Origin of the sequence: Streptomyces griseiscabiei, assembly GCF_020010925.1 — a bacterium.
GTDB classification, from domain to species: domain Bacteria; phylum Actinomycetota; class Actinomycetes; order Streptomycetales; family Streptomycetaceae; genus Streptomyces; species Streptomyces griseiscabiei.
The window spans coordinates 406305-427869 of the sequence record NZ_JAGJBZ010000003.1; the positions used below are offsets into that span (position 1 = coordinate 406305).

Consider the following 21565-nt stretch of genomic DNA (forward strand, 5'->3'; position numbering starts at 1 on the left):
CGACCCTGTCGGCGATGCCCCGTCTGAAATCCCAAACAACGTGCACTTGCAGATAGTGCTTGAGCCCCTAGCGCGCGCCTAGGAAAATCCCAAATGGCGTGCACCCAATGCCGCGTTGCCTACGTCTCCTACTGTCGTTCCTGAAGCCAGGGATCACCGGCTCACTCGTCCGCTGGGACATCCCCCGACCTCAGGAAGGAACCACGTCGTGCAGCTGAGGCTGATGTACGTGATCATCGCGGTCCTCGCGGCGCTTGTCGCCGCGCTGGTCGGCAGTTTCGTGACCGTCGTCGAGGGAGGTCGTCCCACGGCGGCCTTCAAGACGGGAGCATGGACCTTCGCCGGCTCCCTGACGCTCCTTATGGTGGTCATGGGGGCCCTGGGGGTGGTGGGCTCGTGAGCGACATGAGTGCCCTTGGGGGACACGTGCAGACCGAGAATGCCTCCTCGCTCGACGAGGTGCTCGCGAAGGTGCGCCGACACCGCATGCATCTCTCGCGGCTGATGAACGCTCACGACGCGACCCGCCTCGTCCTCGGGTTGCTGTACCTGAGCCGGAAAGCGCACGCCGAGCCCGGCTCCGGCGTACCGACATGGGCGTGGTTGACGGGGCAGCCGGCAGGGCGCGGCTCGGGAATCCGCGCCGCCGTGAACACATGTCTGAGCCACTGGCTTCCCCCGATCGACGAACAGGGCGCTGACGCGGGCACGAGGAACCTGATGCCTGTTCCGTCCGCTGGTTCCGAAGGACACCTGCACGCTCTCGTCCAGGCCATCGGATCCATCCAGCGGGTCGGGCCCCTGCTCGATCAGTGTCTCCGTGACCTCTCGGCGGAACAGGCCGAGGGCAGCCACTACTTCACGCCGGATGACATGGCGCGTCTCATGGTCGGCGCGGCCGTCCCCCGTGACAGGCACAGAGTGCTGGACCCGGTCTGCGGTTCAGGCGGACTGCTCGTCGAGAGTCACCGCTACGTCCGCGAAAGCGTCGGGCTGGACCCGACCATGTCCTTGCAGGGAAAGGAGCAGCACGCCCCCACCTCACAGGTGGCCCGCATGAACCTCGCGGTACGTGGGATCACGGCTCACGTCTTCCCACCCGGTGACAGCCTCGCGGAGCCCGAACCCGAGCTTCACGACATCATTCTGGCCAACCTTCCCTTCAACCAGCGTGACTGGGCACCGGAGGACAACACGGAGCAGGGCGCCCGCCGGTCGCCTTCCCCGATCCCGGTCGATCCCCGGTGGCCGGAGGAGCCTCCGTCCAGAGGGTCCGCCGACTCCGCGTGGATTCAGCACATCACGCACGCGATGGCTCCGGCCGGACGTGCCGTCTTCCTGATGGCCGACAGGGTGGCCAACAGCAGACAGCCCGTCACCCGAAGGCTCCGCGAACGCCTCCTGCGTGACGATCTCGTCGAGTGCGTGATCGCTCTGCCACCACGCGTGTTCGGTCACACCAAAGCCCCCGCCTGCCTGTGGGTGCTCAACAAGGACAAGGGCGCGCGCCCCGGCTGGGGTGTCAGGGACCGCCGCCGGCAGGTGCTCTTCATCAACGCGCGGCGAGCCTTCGAACCGGTCCCGAATTCGAGAGCGCGGAGGCTGGGCGAGAAGAACACGGCATCGGTCCTGACCACCCTGGCGGCCTGGCGTGGCCTCTCCGACAACGGTGCTGCGGCCTCGCCGTACAACGACGAGGTCGGATGGTCCCGAAGCTGCTCCACCAAGGAGATCGCCGACCGGGAGGCCAGCCTGATGCCGACCTCGTACGCCGTGGAGCCTCCCGGTCCAGAGCGGGACACACGGAGCCGGGTCGAGCAGCTCAAGCTCGAACTCACCGATCAGTTCGAGCAGATGCGCGCCTTGGAGCTCCGACTGCTGGACGCCTTGGAGGAGATCTGATGGAAGCCGATGCCGACCAGGTCGACTCGGGTAAAGGGGCTTGGCGGACGACCTCCATCAAGCATGAGCGGATCCACGGGCGCATCTACACCACTTCGGGTTTCCTCGATGACGACGTGCCTGCCGATCGGACTGCGGGAGTCGTCAGCTCGACGTTCGTCCAGAACGGCAGGATCCTCTCGCCCAGGGCCAAGGAGTGTCGCCCCGGCGGATCCCCGCCCAGCCGGGCAATCCTCGAGGAAGGCGACCTGGCCGTCGTACTCGTCCGACGGGTGGGCGATTCCGCGCTGGTCACCGCCGAGCACGCCGGATGTACAGCGACCAGGTCCATCGGCATCATCCGCGCTGAGCCGCACCTGGTGCGGTGGCTCCGTATCTGGCTTCAGACACCGACGGCGAAGGCTCGCATCGACGAGGACGTGACAGCACATGTCGAGCCCACCGTCAGTCTCGACACCCTCCACCGCATGCTGTTTCCACTGCCTCCACCAGACGTCATCAACGCGTATCACCAGGCCTTCGGCCTCATCGAGGAGACGACCGCCCTCTACCAGGAGACCGCACGCAAGGCCGTGGAACTGGCCGACGCCCTTCACGACGACTGGGCGGTGACGATTCCGCCATGGGAGACACGGCCGCTCGCGAAAGTCGCCAAGTCGAGGACGGGCAAAGGTTCTGAGCGTTCGCTTCCTCCGCCGCCCGCCGAACCCACCGCCGACGTAACCGGTGCAGTGGCCCCTAAAGATCTCTACGACCTCCCCGTGCCCCATGTCCAGAGGTTCCGTCTGAGCAGTCCAGCGAACGACGGCGAGGTACATCCTCCCGGCACCTTGTTGCTGAGCACCCGCTCCGACGGTGCACACATCGCTGTGCCGAGCCGACCGGTGACACCTCTCAGAGGCGTTGTGGCTGTACGACCTGCTGAGGACGAGGACGGTTGGTGGCTGCTCCACGAACTCAGGAGCAGGAGCAGCGCCATCACGCGGCTGGCGCAGGGTCAGAACGGGCGGGAAATCTCCGCCGGCGCCCTCAAGCGCCTGGAGGTCACCTGGCCGGACCGGTTCACGCGCACCGAGTTCCACGCTATGGCCGATCCCCTGCACACGGCGTCGCGACTCCTGGTCGCCAAGATCGCGACGCTGCACACCCTGCGGGACGCGCTCCTGCGCGACATCTCAGCGAAGGCCGGCATCCTCCGGGAACCGACAACGACGCGGTGATCGGTCGAGCCCTTCAGATCCGTTGCCGCTTCGGCGGCCGACCAGTACCCGTCGCTCTCTTCACCTCGGGCTACGGCTCGCAGTGTGCTGGCCGAGGTTCGGCCAGTCCGAGGTCCATCAGGATTGTTGAGCCAGTGCGAAAGGCTGGTTGCGGGGGTCGTGGGGTACGGAAGCGGCGAATTCGAGGCTGCGTTGTGGGGCCAGGGCTCTGGGGCCCACCAGCCCGGTGAGCCGGTAATGGCGCCAGAGGGGAATGGCCTTGCGGGCATCGACCACGACGAGGTCGGGCCGACGCCAGACGACCAGTGCCCAGGCCCCCCCGCCGGAGTCCGAGCCCGAGTCGGCCCAGGCTCCGACCAGGGCCTGGTGCCGCACACCCCGGGCGGAGGGCGAACCGACATGACCCTGATCCCGGGCGGAGCCTCGGTGTGGAGCCTCGGCATCGCCGAGCACGCCCAGATCGTGCGCCGCCTCGGCGGCCCCCTGGACGACATCCCCCTCACCATCTCCCGGGACAATCCGACGAAGGTCACCAGCCCCGAGGGCGGTGCCGGCCTGCGCCTGCGGCTCGGTGTGGAGAGCACCGACCTCATCGCCGACATCTGTGCGGTCGCCCGTGTGCTGCGCGAGGACAAGCCCAGCCCGGAGCCGGAGTTCGTCGAGCACGCGGTACCCCTCGACGATCCCGGCCTCCTCACCCGACTGGAGGCCATCCTCGACGACCTCCTGGGCCAGGAGCCCGCCGGGAGGACCACCGTCGCGGTCCCCGCCGACCACTGGGACGACTACGAGGCTGCCCAGGCGTTCAGGGCCAGGGTCAACAGCGACGCGGCGGGCCGGTCGACCGACGACTTCGACCTCGGCTACGTCCTCTGCCGGGCCAGCGTCCAGCGTGCGGGCAGCCGCGTAGCCGCGCTCCGGGAAGGGACCGTGATCCTCTATCGGCACGGCCGCGCCGACCGGGCCGACGAGATCCGGACGTCCAGCGCCCTCCGGTGGATCGAGGCGGCGGTGTCCCTCGCCTCCCACCGGTTCTTCCTGATGGACGACCACTGGTACGAGATCGACCAGGAGTATCTGAAGACGATCCGCTCGCACGCCGACCGCCTGATCACCGACTCCCCGTCCGTGGACCTGCCCCGTGGATCTCGGTGTCGTCCTCACCGGTCACCCGAAGCACACCGAGGAAGAAGTCACCCTTCGCTCGCCCGCTGTAGCAGTGCAGTGACTCAGCCCGGGCGCGATGCGTACGCCCGCACCGAGAGGAGGCAGGAGATCGCTCCTCGGGGAGCCGCCGGGAGCCGGATCTCGAAGATCACCCCCAGCTGGCTCCCAAGCCAGGGTCGCAAAGCAAATCAGGCCCGGTGCTGATCTCTCAGCACCGGGCCTGACCTGACATTCCGTCTGTCGGGGTGGCGGGATTTGAACCCACGACCTCTTCGTCCCGAATGAGGTTCGGTTGCTGATCTTGCCAGCATGGATGGTGTTTTCCCCGGTCAGGGCGTTGGGATGCTTTGGTTTCGGGTGGCCTCGAACGGGTTCGGGGAGCGGGTTGGCTCCCAGATGGCTCCCAGCGGGGGAGGGTCAGCGTGCGTCGTCGAGCTTGCGCATCAGTTCGGTGACCAGGGCGCGATCACGTGCCGTGTCAGAACGCCCGGCGGAGTTCCACTGCTCCTGATCCTTCCGGAGCCGCTCGTCTCGCTCAGCCGCCCGAGCCGCAGCCACACGCTCGGCCCGCTCCTGTACGAGGGCGAACTCCTCCGGCAGCTCGTCCTCGGCACCCTGCTCCCAGAGGAAGTCCAGCAGCTCCTCCATCGAATCCGGGTACGCGTCGAGCGGTTCTCGCTCGGCCGCTCGTCGGCGCAGCTCGTCCAGGGCACATCGGACGAGGACTTGGGTCACCGGCTCACGGACCACTGCGGACGGTATCGCGTGCAGTTGGTGATTCAGCTCGATGCACCGGTACCAGTCGCCAGCTTCGGCGCTCTCCAGCAGATCGGTGTGGATCACATCGGCAACCCCTTCCCGGAACCGCTCCGCGTGCTCCTGCGGCACCAGGGGGCTGGCGTCGAGCGCGTTGGCCAGGCGCACCAGGTGGTCGAGGGGGACGAGGTGGATGAACGGGAGACGCGTTCCCCTCGTCACGTAGGCGGCCAGAGCAGGGGAGCCCAGTAGCTCGGCCGTCTCCAGCGCCCACTCGAGATGGGTCGACAGGCTCTCGTCTCCATAGGCCGGCCCGGCCTCCAGATCGTCTTCCATCTCACGGACGGCGGCGGTCACGGCTGGCTCGTTCTCCCGGAATCCGGCTAGGATCCCCGCGCCGTCGGCCAAGCGGGCCGCTGCGACGAGCCGGTGCAGCTGTTCCCCATGAATGAGGGCACCGATCAACTCCGGGAAGCAGGTCCGACCGGCGTCGAGGTGGAAGCGGACGTAGTCCTCGATCGAGGGGTTGTGGAACGCCACTCGCCCTTGTTCCACGGAGACCATCGTGCCGTCCAGTAGCTGCAGTGCCCTGCGGAACGTCCGGCCATCCACCGTTAGTCCCATTCCCTCTCGATACCAGCGCCAGGACTCCTCTAGGTCCTCCAGATCGGCGGCGCCGAAAGTGAACAGGACCTCCAGCATGTGGACGGCCTCGTCCGTCAGCTCGTTCTCCACGATGCGTTCCCAGACGCGGCGCGGATCGTCCAAGTTTTCCAACATCGCTGCGGTGACGTCTTGCCCCCGGCGTGCGGACAACCGGAGGGTCTCCTCGACCAGTCGCGGATTGAAGTTCTTGTGCTGGACTACCGGGCGCCAGACCGCCGGATCGGCGAACCGGCGCTTGTCGTCCGCCGGTAGGGAAGAACGATGGACGTGGTTGTAAAGGATCTGGCCCCGTACACGCAGATCCAGATCGGTCAGCTGGATCACGCTAGCTGCGTCCGACACGTCCGGCTCCGCCAGCCGCTCGTGCCGGAGACGGGCGTGCTCCAGCAGGTAGCCACGGGTCGTCATCACCAGCGCTTTACCCGGCGTCTTCTGATCTCCCGGATCACCGACAGCAGACGGTTGTCCTCGTTCTTGTTCAACGCCGCATCCAGGGTCGTACTCCCCAGGAAGTCGTCGTAGAGGAACGCCTGTCGGGTGTCGTCGCGCCACACGGTGCCGATCTCGTCGACGTCCTGGGAGATTTCGTGGACCTCGTAACCGTTACCCATCAGCCAGGCCGTGAGCATCAGCGCCACTGTCGTCTTGCCCACCCCGGGGCTGCCCGCGATGACACAGACTCGCTGGGTGTCCAGTAGCTGCTTGGCTCGTTCGAAGCCCTCGTGCGGGACGAAGGTGTCGGCGACGCCCGGCAGCCGTTTCTCAAGCCACGACGAGCGCAGGTACTGGTCCTGGTTCAGCACGGTCTGGAGGACGGCGGTGCTGCTCAGCCAGAGCCGGAAGTGTCGTCGGACCAGGTCCGGGTGGCGCAGCAGCTCGGCGACGATTTCGTCCACGCCGTACAGGTCGCCGGTGCTGCGCACGTATGGGGCGAAGGCACTGCGGAGCTCTTCCTTGCCGCCGGCGGTCAGACCGACCGTCGTGGCGACGATGTAGCGGTCGGGTGCAAGTGCGCGAACCTTGGGCAGTTCATCCTTGATCAGGCGTCCGATCAGCGTCTTCTGGGTCGCGCGCGGCCAGTGCTTGCACTGCACGACGGTTGTCCCGGCGGGACCGGTGTGCCGCAGGTCGATGCCGCGGTCTCGGCCGCGCGGGAAAATTTCCAGCGGTATGCCGAGGACATCACTGAACAGATCACGACAGACCACCTCAAAATCATGGTCCGTCAAACGCCCCAACTCGAAAGAGTCCATGTCGTGTTCGCCTTTGGATGCCGACCAGCCTCCGTTCTCCCGTAGCAGACCGGGCGCTGGCCAATGCAGGTCAGGGTCTTGTCGTGGGTTGTCTCCGGAAGGCGGGTGGGCGTACGCAGCGAAGAGCTGACCTGCTGTCTTGGGACGGGGAAAGCATGGGCGGGAGTCGACGGCACCCACCGTGCGAGGTATCTCCGCCATCACGGTACCTCGCATCTCCGTGAGCGATGTCGACAACCGGGATCTGAATCTGTAAGTCGTCCAATTCGTTGCTGCTGCACCTGGATTTTCTACCATGGCCTAAGAGAATATCGACTGCGTTACTCAGGGCCGAGAGGCGTCGAACTTGAGCCCATTGGGAACTCTCCCTAGCTGCTTTTCCCGCTCGCGCGACCACCTCATTAGCACCTCGATTTTCCATTTTGCCGGCTTGGTCGTATTACGCGCGATGTCTCAAAAGCGAGGAGCCTCGCGTGGCGAGCGTGCCATCAATATTCGTCAATCATTGCAGACCGTGGCCAGGAAGGTCTCCGAAGGGTCATAGGGCGACTTTCCCGGATGGGAGAGGACTCACGGGAGTCGGCTGCGCCGCCGCTGATTGGGGCTTTAGCCTCTGCGGCAAACCTAGCGCCCACAGTGTGGCGAGTCAACGAGTCGGACTTAGTGCCCAAATTGACGCTCGCGCGTCGCATCTCCGGCCTTTATCGATTACCGCTCCGTATGTCAATTAATCGGGCTTTCGCTTGCGCTTGGCTGATCTGCCGTTCTAGCTTTTCTCCACTGGATCGAGGGGAGGCCAACGGCATCGCTCGAGGTCCAGGTAATTCACATTTCAATCCAGGGGGAGGCGTCTTCGAAGTGGAAGACGTGGTCGAAGCCTGCGTCGAGGCGCTTATGGAGGACAGCGAGCGTCTGGGCCAGCTTGAGCGTGCTCACGTGGTTCAGGTTGCGAGCCGTCGAGGCATCGATCCGCAGCAGGTGGGGCGTGTCATCACGGTGCTGCGCGAGTACGGGGTGCTGAGCGAAGAACCGGGGGGCGAGGGTGCAGATCGCGGTGGGATCAGGACGGACACCGGGCCGACGGCGTTCAGCGGAGACAACCAGTCAGATACCTATCCGGGACGGATCGGGCGCCACCGCATCTTGGCGGCTGAGGAGGAAGTGGCGCTGGGCCGACGCATCCAGATGGGACTACGGGCAGCGGAGTCCGCAGAGGGCGGTGAGGTGTCGGATGAAGTGGCTGAGCTGGTACGTGACGGTGAGACGGCTCGCAGGGTGCTCGTCCGGCACAACGTGCGCCTGGCTATCGATATCGCGAGGCGGCACTTGCCGAGCGCGGGCGACCTGGAGCTTGACGACCTGATCCAGGACGGAGTCCTGGGGCTCAACCGTGCAGCGGAGAAGTTCGATCCAACGCGGGGCTACAAGTTCTCGACGTACGCCAGTTGGTGGGTGCGGCAATCGGTAAGCCGGGCCATCGCGAACACTAGCTCTGCGGTCCGCTTGCCGGTGCACGTCCGCGACGACCTGCGGCGTGTGCAGCAGTACGCGCGCCGTTTCGAGGAGCGCAACGGACGGTCCGCGACAGTGGCGGAGCTGGCCGAGGGACTGAGTGAGAAGCGAGAGGAGATCAAAGCTCTGTTGGACTACTCCGCCCCCATCATCCACCTGGATATCCCAGTGGACGAGGAAGGTTGTGCCACTCTCGGCGATCTGGTGCTTGCCGCCAAGGCGGAACGGCCGGAGGACGAGATCATCCGCCGGCTCTTGAAGGAGCAGATCCTCACGACCATCAGCACTCTGCTCGACGGCACCGATCCACGTCTGGCGCGGTTGTTGGAGGGCCGCTTCGGACTGGATGGCGAGGATCCCATGACGCTCGACGCGTTGGGCAAGGAGTTTGGCTGCACCCGCGAGTGGGTGCGTCAACTGGAGAAGAAGTTGCTTGAGCGGCTGCGGGATAACTGCCGCCTCAGGCAACTAACGCTGGAATTCTTGGCGATGGAGGCGGCGTGACGCAGGACGTGGTGGAGGCGCAGAGCCGGTTCGTGGACTGGCTCGACAGCCAGGTAACCGCAGAAGGGCGGGGGGACCGGGACAACGTCTTGGACGCGGACCCGGCCGGGGTGTACTGGTTGGGCCGGCTGGCTCCGGAAAGTGAAGCGGCCGCCGTACGCAGAGAGCGGCGCATGGACCCGTGCGCGATTGGCCTGCGAGTGCGGCCCGAGGCCGAGGGGCCGTGGACACTGCGGGCACGCCTGCGTGCGCTGGCCTGGAACCAGGTGCGCGGTTCGGAGGGGCGAGGCGAGAAGTGGGAGAAGACGGCATCGATCGACGTAGTGGTGCCGATCGAAGTCCCATTGGGTGCCGCAGGAGTGGCCTTCGGCAGGCGTCAGATCGCCGAGGCCCTGGACGTGGCGGGTGCGGTGGGCTCGTGCGCGGAGGTGCGCGTAACGGACGAGTCTTGGCGCGGCAGCCCTGAGCTCGTGGTGGAACTCGTCAACACCACGCCTGAGGGCTCGCGTCAGCGAGGCGAGCGCCATCTCTTCGAAGTAGAGCTGACGGTCCTGGACCTGCGGACCGCCCCTTTCCTACTGGAATCCCTTCCCGAGAGCTTCCGCTACGACCGGCGTTTGCCGGCCATCGGCATCAACTGTGGTGTTGCTCTCCGGGGCTCCAATGAACTTGTTACCACCGATCAGGTGGTTGTCGATCGATATCGCCCTGAATACACCTTTGAGCGGACCAGCGCCGGGGTGTTGCCGCTGACCTTCGAGCATCTAGCCCAAGAGCCGGTGGCCACCCTCGCCCGGCTGGTGGAGGCGTATGAGGCTTGGGGACTCGAGCACTGGTCCGCAGAAGCCTTGCAACGCCGCGCCACAGAGGAGTCTTGGAAGCCGGAGATGCTCCAAGAAGCCGTGGGAGCCGCTGCGGAGCACACGGCCGAACTCCAGCGGCTACGTGCAGGCGTGGCCGTTCTGGAACGGGACGCCGATCTACGTCAAGCCTTCCAGCTCATGAATCGCGCCATGCGCCGCGCGGTCCGCGGGCGCTACGCGGGCTGGCGCCCGTTCCAGATCGGTTTCATTCTCTCAGTGCTGCCCTCCTTGATGAACGAGGGCGAAGATTGGCAGCAGGTTGAGATCGTGTGGTTCGCCACCGGAGGCGGCAAGACCGAGACGTATCTCGGTCTGCTTGTCCTAGCCGCCTTTTATGATCGACTGCGCGGGAAGGTCGCGGGCATCACGGCCTGGAGTCGATTCCCTCTACGGATGCTGTCCCTTCAACAGACCCAGCGCTTCGCAGACGCCCTAGCCGCAGCCGAGCTGGTGCGGCGTGAACACGAGATTGGGGGGGAGCGGATTTCTTTGGGGTACTTCATCGGCGCGGGCGCGACCCCCAACGAAATTCCTATCGCGCCCACCGATTACAACCCCATCGACGTGGACGAGCCTCGTATGGCGGACCGCTACCAGGTTCTCACCGCCTGCCCGTTCTGCGGGTCGAAGGAGATCCGCATGAAGTTCCACCGCGGTGACTGGACCCTGCGTCATCTGTGCGCGGCACCTGGGTGCCCCAGTGATGGCGAGCCGCTACCGGTGTATGTCGTCGACCAGGAGATCTACCGCTTCCTGCCCACCGTCGTTATCGGCACTCTGGACAAGGCCGCACTGATTGCCATGCAGGGAGGCATGCGGGGCTTCTTCGAGGGACCGGCCGGACGCTGCTCACGCCCCGGCCATGGGTTCACGTACGCGAAGCGCGCTAAGCGGCCAACCGGCTGCCTGGTCCCCGATTGCCCCGGCGAGACCACGCCGCTGGCACCTAGGGACCGCGCGCGATTCGCCCCCTCCTTCCGGCTGCAAGACGAACTGCACCTGCTACGTGACTCCCTGGGCGCGGTGGACTCCCACTACGAGTCATTGCTGGACGCCCTGCAGACGGAGCTCACCGGTAGAGCCCCGAAAATTATTGCCTCGTCGGCGACTCTGACGGGATTCGAGCGTCAGGTAGAGGTTCTGTACAACCGACGCGGCCGGGTATTTCCGGTTCCTGGCCCCTCTGCTCGCGAGTCCTTTTGGTCTCGTGAGACGGATCGACTGCTCCGCAGGTTCGTCGCAGTGTGGCCGCGCGGAGTCACACTTGAGTGGGTCTCAGACCGGACCACGACCATCCTCCAGCAGTCTGTGCGCCGTCTACATGACGAGCCCCAGGCCGTATGCGCCGAGGCAGGCGTTGACCCCGTCCACGTGCCCATGCTTCTGAACCTCTATGGCACTCATGTGGTGTACGGCAACACGGTGCGTGATGTTGAGGCCGCCAGGCGCTCCCTCGGAACACAGGTCCCCGTGACGCCTCTCAACGCCGCCCAACTCACCGGTCAGACCCCATTCGAGGAAGTCCGCGAGACCCTGCAACGCCTCTTGCGTCCTGAGACGAATTTCCTTGACCGCCTGCACGTGATCACCGCGTCCTCGATGATCTCGCACGGCGTGGACGTCGACAGGCTGAATGTGATGACTGTGCTCGGCGTGCCGCTGACAACTGCGGAGTTCATTCAGGCCACGGCCCGCGTGGGGCGCGCCCATCCCGGCTTGGTGTACGTCATCCACAAGATCGGCCGCGAACGGGATTCCGCCGTTTTCTCTCAGTTCAGGCCCTTCATCGAGCAGGGCGACCGCTTCGTAGAACCCATTCCCATCACCCGCGCCAGCCGTCGTGTGCTGGAGCTAACCACCAGCGCGGCAATCGAGTCCCGCCGTCTCTTCGTCCACGAACCGCGTTCGGCTGGCGGACGGCTGACCACCGTGGACCTGCTCCGGAAGTACACCGCCCAGACGGGCTTGACCGCTGAGGAGGAGGCGCGGGCCTGCACCGCCGCCCTGGGCGTGAATGAAGAACACCATCTGGCCTTCACCGACGTGACCCGTCAGCTCGAGACGTACTTCATGCGCCTGGAGAACCCTGGAGACGGAGCCAAGTGGCCCAATCAACTGCTCGCACGCGCACCCATGCGTTCCCTGCGTGATGTCGAAGCCCAGATCCCCGTCAGCGACGACTGACCAAACCAGGGAAGGCATAGCGATGAAGGACGAGCGCAGCGGATCCCAGATCCTCTACAGCTTCCTCCCACAGCAGACCGCTGACCTCAAAGGCGGAATCTGGCGCACCACTGAGTGGAAAGACCCGCGCCCCGTAGATGTCGAGGATTCGATCATTAGGGGTCGCCTGATCTCCGAACTCGAAGGCTGGGTAGGCCGCGGCCTGGACGCCACCGCCGTGAATTATCTGCGCGCAGGAGGCCCGGTCGAAGTCGTGGGGGTTAACCCCGAACGAGGAGTACGCGTCGAGCGCTTTCCCCTGGTATGGGTGTGCCGCGGATGCCGACGTGTGGAGACCGGCGCCGTCAAGACCTGCCAGTGTGGGAGCAACCACTGGAGGCAGCTGCACTTCGTAGGGTTCCATGACTGCGGACTGCTGGAACAACCCCCAATTCCTCTATGCAGGGAGCACCGACAGGTCCGCATGCCTCACCAGTCAAGCATGGATGCCGCACGCATCCGTTTCGAGTGTCCGGTATGCCAGAAGGAGATCCAGAAGGGCTTCGCATGGCGTAAGTGTTCCTGCGGGCGCCGATACTCAGAGGCCAAGAACGCGGAGTACCTGCGTTACAACGTCCACCGATCTGCCAGCGTCTACACGCCCCAGACCTTCACACAGATCAACCCAGCCAGCCGCGCCGCGATGCGCCGCGTCACCGAGTCTGGCGGACCGCGTCGTGCTCTACTTTGGGCCTTGAGCGGCTTTGAGGACTCCGAGCCTGGTGCAGGCCGCCAGACCCAGACCTCCCTGGTCGACCAGCTCGTCGCTTCCGGGCTAACCCGCGCGGTTGCCGAGCAGATGGCTGCCGTGGCCGGCGCAGCAGGAGAATTGGGTGCCGAGGAAGACCTCGGCGAGCTGGCTAATGCCCACAGCCTGCAAATCGAAGCCGCTGAACGGGAGGCCGTAGACGTCGCCTTGGCGGCTACCGAGAAGGGCTCCCGCCAGCGCGTTGCCGACCTCGTCACTGTTGCTACCCCGCCCGCTGTTCAGACCCGCTACCAAGTCCACTATCCCGCCGCTCTGCAGCGCGCGGGACTAGCTGGGGTGGACCTGTTCACAGACTTCCCCGTCCTCAAGGCCGTATATGGGTACACACGAGGCGGCGGTGAGCCCGGTACCTCCCGCCTGAGCCTGTTCACGGGTAAAAGCGGACGACGGATCTATGCCGACCTACGATCCACGGAGGCCCTGTTTTTCCGCCTCGACCCCCTCCTGGTCCACACCTCCTTGCGTCAACGCGGGCATGTACTACCGCCAGCAGACGACGCGCGCACCGCCCGCACCGTTCTCGCCGCTCATGTCACCCCGCCTTTTCGTTTCAGCGACCCGGATGACGCGTCGCCCGTCGGCCGGGACCTTCTCACCCTCATCCACTCCTACGCACACCGGGCCATTCGCCAACTCGCTGTCTTCGCGGGTGTCGACCGCGAGGGATTGGGCGAATACCTCATCCCTCGGCACAACGGCTTCTTCGTCTTCGCAGCCAGTCGAGGTGATTTTGTTCTTGGTGGCCTGCAAGCTGTATTTGAGAACGACCTGCACATCCTGCTCGCGAGCATCGCCGGCGCCGAGTCCCGGTGTGCAATGGATCCCGCCTGTGAACGTAACGGCGGCGCTTGCCCCGCATGTTTGCATCTGGGTGAACCGGCTTGCGACCACTTCAATCGCTACCTGAATCGCACGGCCCTTTTTGGCCCCGACGGCTTCCTCGCCATGTCCGCACACCACACGCCGTAGCTCCGAAAGCTCATCACCCCGGCGCTCGCCCTGCCAAACGGGTCGGGCGAGCGCCGGTCTCCCCGGCCTTCCACGCGGTTGGCTCGAGGACTGGGCGCTGCGGAACCAGGGTCCTGCGGTTCGTGGACATGCGAGCGTGATCGTTGAGATGTACTCCCTGTCAGCAACCCGAACACCCCAGTGCAGCCTGCAATTCCGTAGGAGGGCCGGCGCAGGTGGCCATGCGTAAGCGGCCCCTAGTCTGGGTTTCGAACGCTGCCGCCGACGTCGCGTCAGACGTTCACCGTCGGCGGCGCGGCGGCCCGCGTCCGCCGCGCCGGGCAGGTGTCCGGCGCGCAGCCGTGACCGACGCGCGCGGTGCCGTCGTCGAGGCGGAGGAGGACGGCGAGCACGCAGCCATCAACGACCTCAAGTTCAAGCGCGTGGCGACGCAGGCTGGAGATCTGGGCACTGCTGGTGCCGCGGCGGACGACGAGCGGTGAGTGGTCACCGGGCGGCGTGAACGTGCGACTCATTGGGGCTTGGCGCAGCCCGAGCCGCCAGGTCAGCCAGGTGTGTACGTTGACGCCACTGCCGCGCAGGATGTCCTGGTTCACGGGGATCCGAACGCCGAGCACCTGGCCTTCGACGGCCATCGTGTCCGGCTGGGCCGGCTCCTCCTCCTCGAAGGGGTGGGCGCCGCGGGCGACGAGGTCGACGAGGCCGTCGGGGGTTTCACCGAGCTGGTCACTGAGCAGGCACTGCTTCAGGCGCCACGGGGTGACCGGGTACAGCTCCGTCACCCTGGCGAACAGCTGCGCCCGAGTTAGGGGGCCCATCTCGGTGACCACCGCGACCATCGCCTCCACCGCAGAGGCGTACGTGGACGCGCGCAGGTGCGTCCACTCGGCCAGGGCCCAAGTGCCCTCGGGGCGGATCTGTCGAAACCGGTCGTCACGGCGCAGAGCCTCCCGCACGGCTGCGACGGTCGTCGACTCCATCGGGGCAAGCAGTTCGTCGGCCCGGCAGGGGTGCCCAGTCTCCAGCAGCCACAGGTACGCGGCGTCGCGTCCTCGCGCCTTGCGGCGGACCCAGTGCCCGTCGGAGTTCGGGGCGAGCCGCGACTCGGAGTGGCTCAGAAGCCTGGCCAGGGGGAGACCCAAGGGCAGTCCGGCCTCGGAGGCCGCCCGGTCAAGGTCGTCGCTACGGAAGGGAGCGATGTCGATGAGACGACTCAGGGCGCCGCCCAGCGCCCCGGGGTCGGCACTCCACCAGCCGCGCAGGGGCCCCGCCCAAGTGCGCGGCGCGTCCAGCCCCGCAGCGATCAGCAGCTCCTCCAGCGCCATGTGGTCGACGACCCCAAGCGCGGCGGCGAAGGCTCCTCGCGGGGCGGCCGGCCCCGCGCCTGCGGCGCGGACCGTCTCCCGCCAATCGCCCTGGACGATGTTCGCCATCTCCACAAGCTGCTTCCGCACCCCGTTCTGGATTTGGCGCGCGCGCTCGCGGCTCAGCCCGAACACTCCCCCGACCTCGTCCAACGTCCGACCCTCGGCCCGGCCCGCGACGACGGCCCGCTCACGCTCGTCGAAGATCCCCGTCTCCCACGCCCTGACCAGCCACTCACTCATCGGCCACTCATCCCCCATCGGTTTCCCTCTACATCTCGTTGAAATAGACGACCCGCACGCCGAGGAACTCGGCCACGTGCTGGTGTTCCTCCTTCTTCTCGGGCGGCACGGGGGCGCGGAACGGATCGACGACGCAGATCGTCCAGGGCCAGGTCTCCCCGGTAGATCGGTCGAGGACTGCAGGCCACATGAGATGCTTGAGATTCGCCGCCGAGCCGGCGACGAAGTGCTGTTCTTCGTCCTCCGTGCCGACCTCGCGAATCTTGGCGCGCATCGGCTTCTGCTGGGTTGTCCCTGGAATGACCTCCCAGCCGGGGCCCAGGGTCGCCGCGACCATCTGCTCGAGCGTCGCGGCTGGCCGCGTCACGTACTTGGCGTACTTGCCTTCCCCCCGCCGTGCCCGCTCGTACTCCTTCATAGGACAGTCCTTCAGCCACGGGCGGACGTTCGCCGGCTGCCCCACGAAGTCGAGAAGACGGCCGCCGATCTCCGGGTCCTCCGTCCACTCCTGGTACAGGCGGGTGCGGTCCGCGTCCTGGAGGTGTGGCCAATGGGCCTTGTCGGCCTGGGTGTAGATCCGCGTGACAACGGCCTTCTCGACGGCGGGCGGGATCTTGTAGTCGGTCACAGGATTCCTTTCGGTAGGGGGAACTGGAGGCGGACCTCGTCCGCCGCGGTCTCGAGGTCGGCGGCGTCCTGGATCCACATGTCCATCAGGGAGCCGACCGTCTCGTCTTGGAACTCGATCCGGGAGACATGTGGGAGTTCCAAGTGCTCGGTCTCCTCCGCTTCCAGCGTCCGGCGCAGGTTCAGCACCGCGGCGGCGCGACGGATGTCGGTCACGAAGTCGAGGACCTTCAGGGCCTTCTTGCCGGGGCTCAGGCGCAGTCCTCGGCCCAGCTGCTGCACGAAGATTCTTCGGCTGTGGGTGACGCGCAGGAAGGCGATTAGGTTCACGTCGGGTACGTCGACACCTTCGTTGAACACGTCAACGCAGGTGATTACCGGGACACGGCCGAGGCGGAACTCGTTGAGCAGAACGTCACGGTGACGCTTCGGCAGACCACTGTGCAGGTAGGAGGTGTTGGCCCACGCTGGATCCGAGACAGCGAGGAGGCCCGCCATGTGCTCGGCGTGCTCGATGGCCTGACAGAAGACGATGGCGCGGGGCTCGGCGGTCTCCCGCCAGGCCGTCCGCAGATGTTCAACGATCTCCTCGTCCCGCTGGGGGAGGAACAGGCGCCGGTTCAGATCCTTGATGGAGTAGCCGTGACGGCTGATGTCCTGGACGGAGTCCCAGTCGACACCGTCCGCGTACAGCTTGTAGTCGACGGCCGACAGATAGCCCGCCGCCATGCCCTCGGCGATTCCCATCTTGAAGCTCGGGCGGCCGAAGCGGGCGGTGATGTCGAACTTGTCGCCACGCCATGGGGTGGCGGTGACACCGAATCGCCCCGCAGTCCCACACAGATCGAGGAGTTTCGCAAACCTGCCGGTCTCGGCCACGTGATGAGTCTCGTCGATCATGATGAGGTCGGGTTCGTAACCCGTCCGCACGGCGGAGAGAGCCGACTCGATCGTCGCGACGACGACGCCGTCGAGGGCCCGGGGCTTGCTCTCACCGGTGAGAAGGCGGGTGGGCACGCTCTTCGGGAGATGCCGCCACAGCGCCTTCTCCAGCTGGCCAACCAGGTCGCGCATGTGCGCGACGACCAGGACGCGCGCGTCCGGACGCGCGGCGAGGAGATCGCCGATGACCTCGCCGCCGACAACCGTCTTACCCAGCCCCGTCGCCAGCACCAGCAGCGCCGTCCCTTCGGCGTCGAGGTCCCGCTCGATCGCGGCCACGGCCTGCTCCTGGTACGGCCGCAGCGTGTACGGGGCGGGCACGTGGTCAGGCATCCTCTGGCCGATGGTGTCCAGGGTGGCTCCGTGCCACAGGGCGATGTCGACGCCGATCCCCGCTAGTGCCCGGCGCCGTGTCTCGGCCGACGCGGTGATGTTCGTGTTGGTCACCAGGACGGCTTTGTCGGCGCGGTAGTGGGTGCGAGCGCGTTCGAGGTCGTCGACGCCCGCGTGGTCGGCCGTGCCATGCGCCTTCCACTTGCTCTGGAACACCCACTGCTCGCGGTCGCGGACCGCCAGCAGGTCGGCGCCATGGTCGTGGGCGCCGTCTATGACGCGGACGTCGTGGAATCCCAAATGCCACAAGGTCCGTTCGAGCGCCTTGGTTAGTCCCTCCGGGCCGCCGTCGCGAAGTTCGGCGGCCGTCAAGAACGCGGCACTCACTCCTCACCCGCCAGTTCGTCACGCAGAAGGGCGATGCTCAGGCGGGCGCGCCGCAGCTGCGGCGCGGTGGCCTCCCCTGCGAAGGTGCCGAGCGTCGCGACGTCCGCGAGGCAGCCTGTGACCCGGGCCAGGCTCAGGGCCTTCCCGGACGGCGAGGACACGCCGGCGTACGGGCCACGGAAGACGGCTCCGTCCATGAACGAGGCTGGCATCGCCTCGACGAGCCGGACCAAGGCCAGCGCGGGGACGTGATGGACGAACCCGGAGTCCATGCCGAGACGGCCGACGAGGCCGACACGCCCGGCGGCGATCATCGCCTCCTCAGTCGCGATCTTTTCCTCGTCGGAGAGATGACCGTAGGCGGTTGCGTAGCCACCGCCGCTCCGGTCGAGAACCTCGGCCACACGCTCGCGGATCTCCGCCAGAAGGTCGCGAGCCTCCGCGCCGACGGTGGTGCCGTCAAGCGCACTGTCCTGCAGGGACTCGGCGCGGATCGCGGCGACGAGCTGGGAAGGGCTCCAGTCGGAGCGCGCGCGAACCTTAAGGACGGCGGCCAGTTCGACCAGGAGGAGGTCAGCGTAGTCCGCGCCGAACCGCTGGAACGCGGCGTGTTCGGGGTCGACGAGGGCGGTGAGCTCGTTGCCGGATCGCTGGTCGAGGAGCACCGGGACGCCCAGGCCGTTGTCGTCGAGGAGCCGCTCTTCCGGCTTCAACAGCAGGGTACGCACCTTCACGTAGCCGAGCTCGGGGTGGCCGAACGACCGGCTCAGGTAGGCGTGCGGCGACGCCGCGCTCTCGTACCGGGCCAGGCGCTCGCTGCGGGTCTCCGTCCTTTCCTTGACCGCCACGGCGGCCTGGGTGGGCACGGTGGAGGCGGCCTTGGAGCCGGTCTCGGGCTGGGCGGCGCCGGAGGCGGGGATATCGAAGGGGAGGCCGAGAGCGCCCAGGACGGCCTGTTCGTCGGGCTGGGTTGGCACGCTGGCCGCCGTCTTGGCTTCCTTGCCCCGCTTCTTGATCTCCTCGTGTCGCAGCACGGCCTGCCACCAGTGCTCGTCTGTCTGGAACTCAGAGGCGCCTGCCCGGAACTTCCGGCCCCAGTCTCGAGTATCCGCGTGGATCGGCTTGTTGCCATCGCCGGGGACGAGGTAGCGCAGGCCGGCGTCGTTGCGGCGGAAGCCCTTGAACAGCAGGGCCAGCGGGCTCTCGTTCTCTTGGTAGCCGAGCTTGTTGGCGCGCTGAGGCTGGAGCGGCGCCACGCCGCGCAGCAGTTCCACGGCGGTGAGCCAGCTGCGGTCCCCGTACTCGAATGCGTCCTTCTGGTATGTGACAGGTACGTGGTCGAGGTGGATCTCGCCGATGAGGCGGCCGCCCTGGTGGGCGAGCTCGACCGGGTACTCGGGCTCTTCGTTCCCCGCGACACCGTCGGGGTTGTTCCAGGTGAAGAGCTGCTTGTCCCAGCGCAAAATCTTCCGGCCGTTGCGCAGGAAGTCGATCCCGTACTCGGTCTTGTCGAGGTAGCGCTGGACGCCGAGCCAGCCGTGGATCCGGCGCTCGCGCGTGGCCAGGTTGCCGCTGCCACAGACCGAGCAGACCTCGCCCGAACCGACCTGCCACTCCCCACAGTCCCGGCAGGCGATCCCGTCCTGGAGTTTCTCGTCGATCGGGAGGTAAGCGGGGACCCGCTCCTTGCCGTTGTAAAGCACGTAACGGTCGTCGCCCCAGCGGCAATGGCGGACCGGCTTGACCTGGGTCCCGCCGACGTAGAGCTCGAAGGGATGCTCAGTCAGGATCCACGAGTAGACCGAGCCCAGGGTGTTGCGGAGCGAGGCGCCGTTGCGGCGCAGCCACTCGGCGCGCGTCGGCTGCAGGCGGTCGACGATGATCCTCGTGCCGTGGTGGGACGGGTTCGTCTTCGGCTCAGTAATGTCCTTCGCTTCGAAGTCGTCCTTGATCTGGTCGAGGTCGATCTCGACGCCGATCCACTCCGTGTCGCCGGCGCGGGTAGTCAGGACACGGGTGCGCCTGCCGAGGCGGGCGGTCGAGATGTTGAAGCCCATGCCGAACAAGCCGAGCTTGTCGTGCATGTCGTTCCCGGACCAGCCGGCCCGCACCGCGCGCGCCAGCCGGTCGTACGACATGCCCCGCCCGGTGTCGCGGACTTCCAGGACTCCCTTCGGAGACGACGGCAGGGTCACACTGACCGTGAAGCCGTCAGGCCACTCCACCCCCGAGCGGAGGACGTCGAGGAAGTCGTCGAAGGGGTTGTCGACGAGTTCGGCCACACACTGCCACTCGTCGAAATCGATCTCGCCCAACATGCTGAGCACGCGGGCGGAAGGGGTGATCTTCACTCCGGCGGAACCCTCCTGACGGGTGGGGACGCTGTTACGACGGCCGCGGCGTGCGTAGGCACGGTGAAGCCGCCCGACTCTCATGAGCCGAGCACTCGATCTCGAGGGTAGAGGCGGCCACTGACAATCCGGCCGGAGTTTGCGAACCCCGGCGAATCGTGTGGCTACCGAGGCAGGGATGAAAGTGTTGAACCCTTGTGAACAGGGATGAGTTGAACCCTCGTGAACAGGGATGATCCGGTCGCATGTGGTGAGGGGGCGGGTGGTTGTCACGGCCGCGGCCCTCTCACGCTCCAGGTTTGCGATGCGTCCCCGCGGCGGCTTCAGGGTCTTCGCGTTCCCCGCCCTCGCGGCATCGACTGGAGGGCCGTCTCCGGCACTGTGTCCTTGTCTCGGTTGCCGCGTACTGAGGCGACCACCAAGGACGATGACGCCCAGTCATCCGCACCCATGTCGGCTCGGACCACACACGTCAAGCCGTCTCCCTCGCCGCAGTGCCCCTTTGGCCCGATCCCAGATCCACCATGCATGAAAGATTGGGGTGGTGATTCGAAGCCCATCCGAAGTCACCCTCCGAGCCGACGGCACGGTTGCCCTGCCCATGAGCATCTTGGCCGAGGCTGGTATTAATCCGACGAGACATTGCTGGCTTACAGCGATGGGGACGGCAGGATCGTCCTTCGCCGTTTGGATGACGCTCTCAGTGACCTGATCAGCGGTCGCCCGCTGTAGCGGCGAGGTGCGCTGAGCCGCGCTTTCGCCGGACGGCATTCTCGATTCGAGTCGCTGCCTGGGCGAGGTCGTCGTGCTCCCAAACGCGGATGGCTGTCCAGCCGGCGGCAGCCAGAGTGTCGTTGGTCTCCGTGTCCCTTGCCTTATTGCCGTTGATCTTCTCTCGCCAGAAGTCCGCGTTCTTCGTGGCAGGCCGGTAGTGGTCCGGGCAGCCATGCCAGAAGCAGCCGTCCACGAATACCGCGATGCGGTCGCCAGGGAAGACAAGGTCGGCCCTCCGCCGGACGTCGGCGATTGGCCGGGTGTCGACCCTGTAGCGCATGCCGCGGCGATGGAGCAGGCTGCGGAGCAGCAGCTCCGGTTTGGTGTCCTTGCCGCGGTTTCCGCGCATCGAGGCCCGCACCTCAAGCGACGACGCGGTCGACTCAGGCGGCAGTGTTTCTTCCGCCAGAAGCCCCTTCGCTCGTGCTCGTCGCCATGCCTCAGCCAGGTTCTGTTTGCGCGAGTCGAACTCGACCTCGCAGACGTACCTCTCCTCGGTCTTGCCGTCCTGTGACCAGCGCAGATAGGCGCGAATGCGCCGTGTGCTCCGGTACAAGCGGAGCGTGATCGAGGCGCGTGCGAGGCGCCCGTCGCCCAGGTCGACGTTGCGTCGATTGCGGCCGCCGGCGGCGCGGTCTTGCTCAACCGCCGACGTGGCCGAGCCGGCTCGACGCTTATACGCGCGCTCCGGGGGCGACTTGTCCTTCCAGTGCCCCCCGACCCCTGACTGCGCCATGACT

The 21565-nt window shown here is 66.4% G+C and carries 13 protein-coding genes and 1 pseudogene; 7 read left to right on the forward strand and 7 right to left on the reverse strand.

What is annotated here, in order from left to right; genetic code table 11:
- The first annotated feature begins 208 nt into the window (after positions 1-208).
- From J8M51_RS35720 to J8M51_RS35735, 4 genes are all read left to right on the forward strand, one after another.
- Entirely contained in the window at positions 209-400 is a 192-nt protein-coding gene (locus tag J8M51_RS35720; RefSeq protein ID WP_086753431.1) for a hypothetical protein, read from the forward strand.
- A 26-nt stretch (positions 401-426) separates the two neighbouring features.
- The gene (locus J8M51_RS35725) at positions 427-1902 is read left to right on the forward strand and encodes an SAM-dependent methyltransferase (RefSeq protein ID WP_256964088.1); all 1476 of its coding nucleotides are present in this window, start codon (positions 427-429) and stop codon (positions 1900-1902) included.
- Positions 1902-3122: a restriction endonuclease subunit S gene (locus J8M51_RS35730; protein ID WP_086753429.1), complete on the forward strand. Its 1221-nt coding sequence runs from the start codon at positions 1902-1904 to the stop codon at positions 3120-3122. Before J8M51_RS35725 ends, J8M51_RS35730 begins: the two co-directional genes overlap by 1 nt.
- A 237-nt stretch (positions 3123-3359) precedes the next feature.
- Positions 3360-4493, forward strand: a complete 1134-nt coding sequence (locus tag J8M51_RS35735) for a TIGR04141 family sporadically distributed protein (protein WP_086753437.1) — start codon at positions 3360-3362, stop codon at positions 4491-4493.
- A gap of 213 nt (positions 4494-4706) precedes the next feature.
- On the opposite strand, the pseudogene J8M51_RS46365 reads toward J8M51_RS35735, so the two are convergent.
- Positions 4707-7261 (reverse strand): annotated as a pseudogene (locus J8M51_RS46365) (nSTAND3 domain-containing NTPase).
- A 561-nt stretch (positions 7262-7822) separates the two neighbouring features.
- On the opposite strand from J8M51_RS46365, the gene J8M51_RS35750 reads away from it, so the two are divergent.
- Both J8M51_RS35750 and J8M51_RS35755 read left to right on the forward strand, forming a co-directional pair.
- Positions 7823-8980 (forward strand): sigma-70 family RNA polymerase sigma factor, encoded by a 1158-nt coding sequence (locus tag J8M51_RS35750; RefSeq protein ID WP_179202928.1) that lies wholly within the window; start codon positions 7823-7825, stop codon positions 8978-8980.
- Positions 8977-12027: a helicase C-terminal domain-containing protein gene (locus tag J8M51_RS35755; RefSeq protein ID WP_086753425.1), complete on the forward strand. Its 3051-nt coding sequence runs from the start codon at positions 8977-8979 to the stop codon at positions 12025-12027. The genes J8M51_RS35750 and J8M51_RS35755 overlap by 4 nt, the downstream gene beginning before the upstream one ends.
- On the opposite strand, the gene J8M51_RS35760 is transcribed toward J8M51_RS35755, so the two are convergent.
- Entirely contained in the window at positions 12014-12451 is a 438-nt protein-coding gene (locus J8M51_RS35760; RefSeq protein ID WP_086753423.1) for a hypothetical protein, read from the reverse strand. The two genes, J8M51_RS35755 and J8M51_RS35760, sit on opposite strands and share 14 nt — an antisense overlap.
- Before the next feature lie 57 nt (positions 12452-12508).
- Here J8M51_RS35760 and J8M51_RS35765 point away from each other — a divergent pair, with 57 nt between their 5' ends.
- Positions 12509-13804 carry a hypothetical protein gene (locus tag J8M51_RS35765; protein ID WP_143673096.1) on the forward strand — a complete coding sequence of 432 codons (1296 nt, stop codon included), beginning with the start codon at positions 12509-12511 and terminating at the stop codon, positions 13802-13804.
- Between the two features lie 272 nt (positions 13805-14076).
- Here the strand turns inward: J8M51_RS35765 and J8M51_RS35770 are convergent, their stop codons facing one another.
- The 5 genes from J8M51_RS35770 to J8M51_RS35790 all read right to left on the reverse strand — a co-directional run bounded on the left by J8M51_RS35770 (position 14077) and on the right by J8M51_RS35790 (position 21561).
- Complete coding sequence (locus J8M51_RS35770; protein WP_256964063.1) at positions 14077-15411, reverse strand: sigma factor-like helix-turn-helix DNA-binding protein; 1335 nt, start codon at positions 15409-15411, stop codon at positions 14077-14079.
- 28 nt (positions 15412-15439) lie between these two features.
- A complete protein-coding gene (locus J8M51_RS35775) occupies positions 15440-16039 on the reverse strand; it encodes a hypothetical protein (protein WP_086752931.1) in 600 nt (199 codons plus the stop codon).
- Complete coding sequence (locus tag J8M51_RS35780) at positions 16036-17700, reverse strand: DEAD/DEAH box helicase family protein (RefSeq protein WP_086752929.1); 1665 nt, start codon at positions 17698-17700, stop codon at positions 16036-16038. The genes J8M51_RS35775 and J8M51_RS35780 overlap by 4 nt, the downstream gene beginning before the upstream one ends.
- Positions 17697-20051, reverse strand: coding sequence for an ATP-binding protein (locus J8M51_RS35785; RefSeq protein WP_086752927.1), 2355 nt, complete (start codon positions 20049-20051; stop codon positions 17697-17699). Before J8M51_RS35785 ends, J8M51_RS35780 begins: the two co-directional genes overlap by 4 nt.
- A 712-nt stretch (positions 20052-20763) precedes the next feature.
- Positions 20764-21561, reverse strand: a complete 798-nt coding sequence (locus tag J8M51_RS35790) for a very short patch repair endonuclease (RefSeq protein WP_256964062.1) — start codon at positions 21559-21561, stop codon at positions 20764-20766.
- Between the last annotated feature and the right edge of the window lie 4 nt (positions 21562-21565).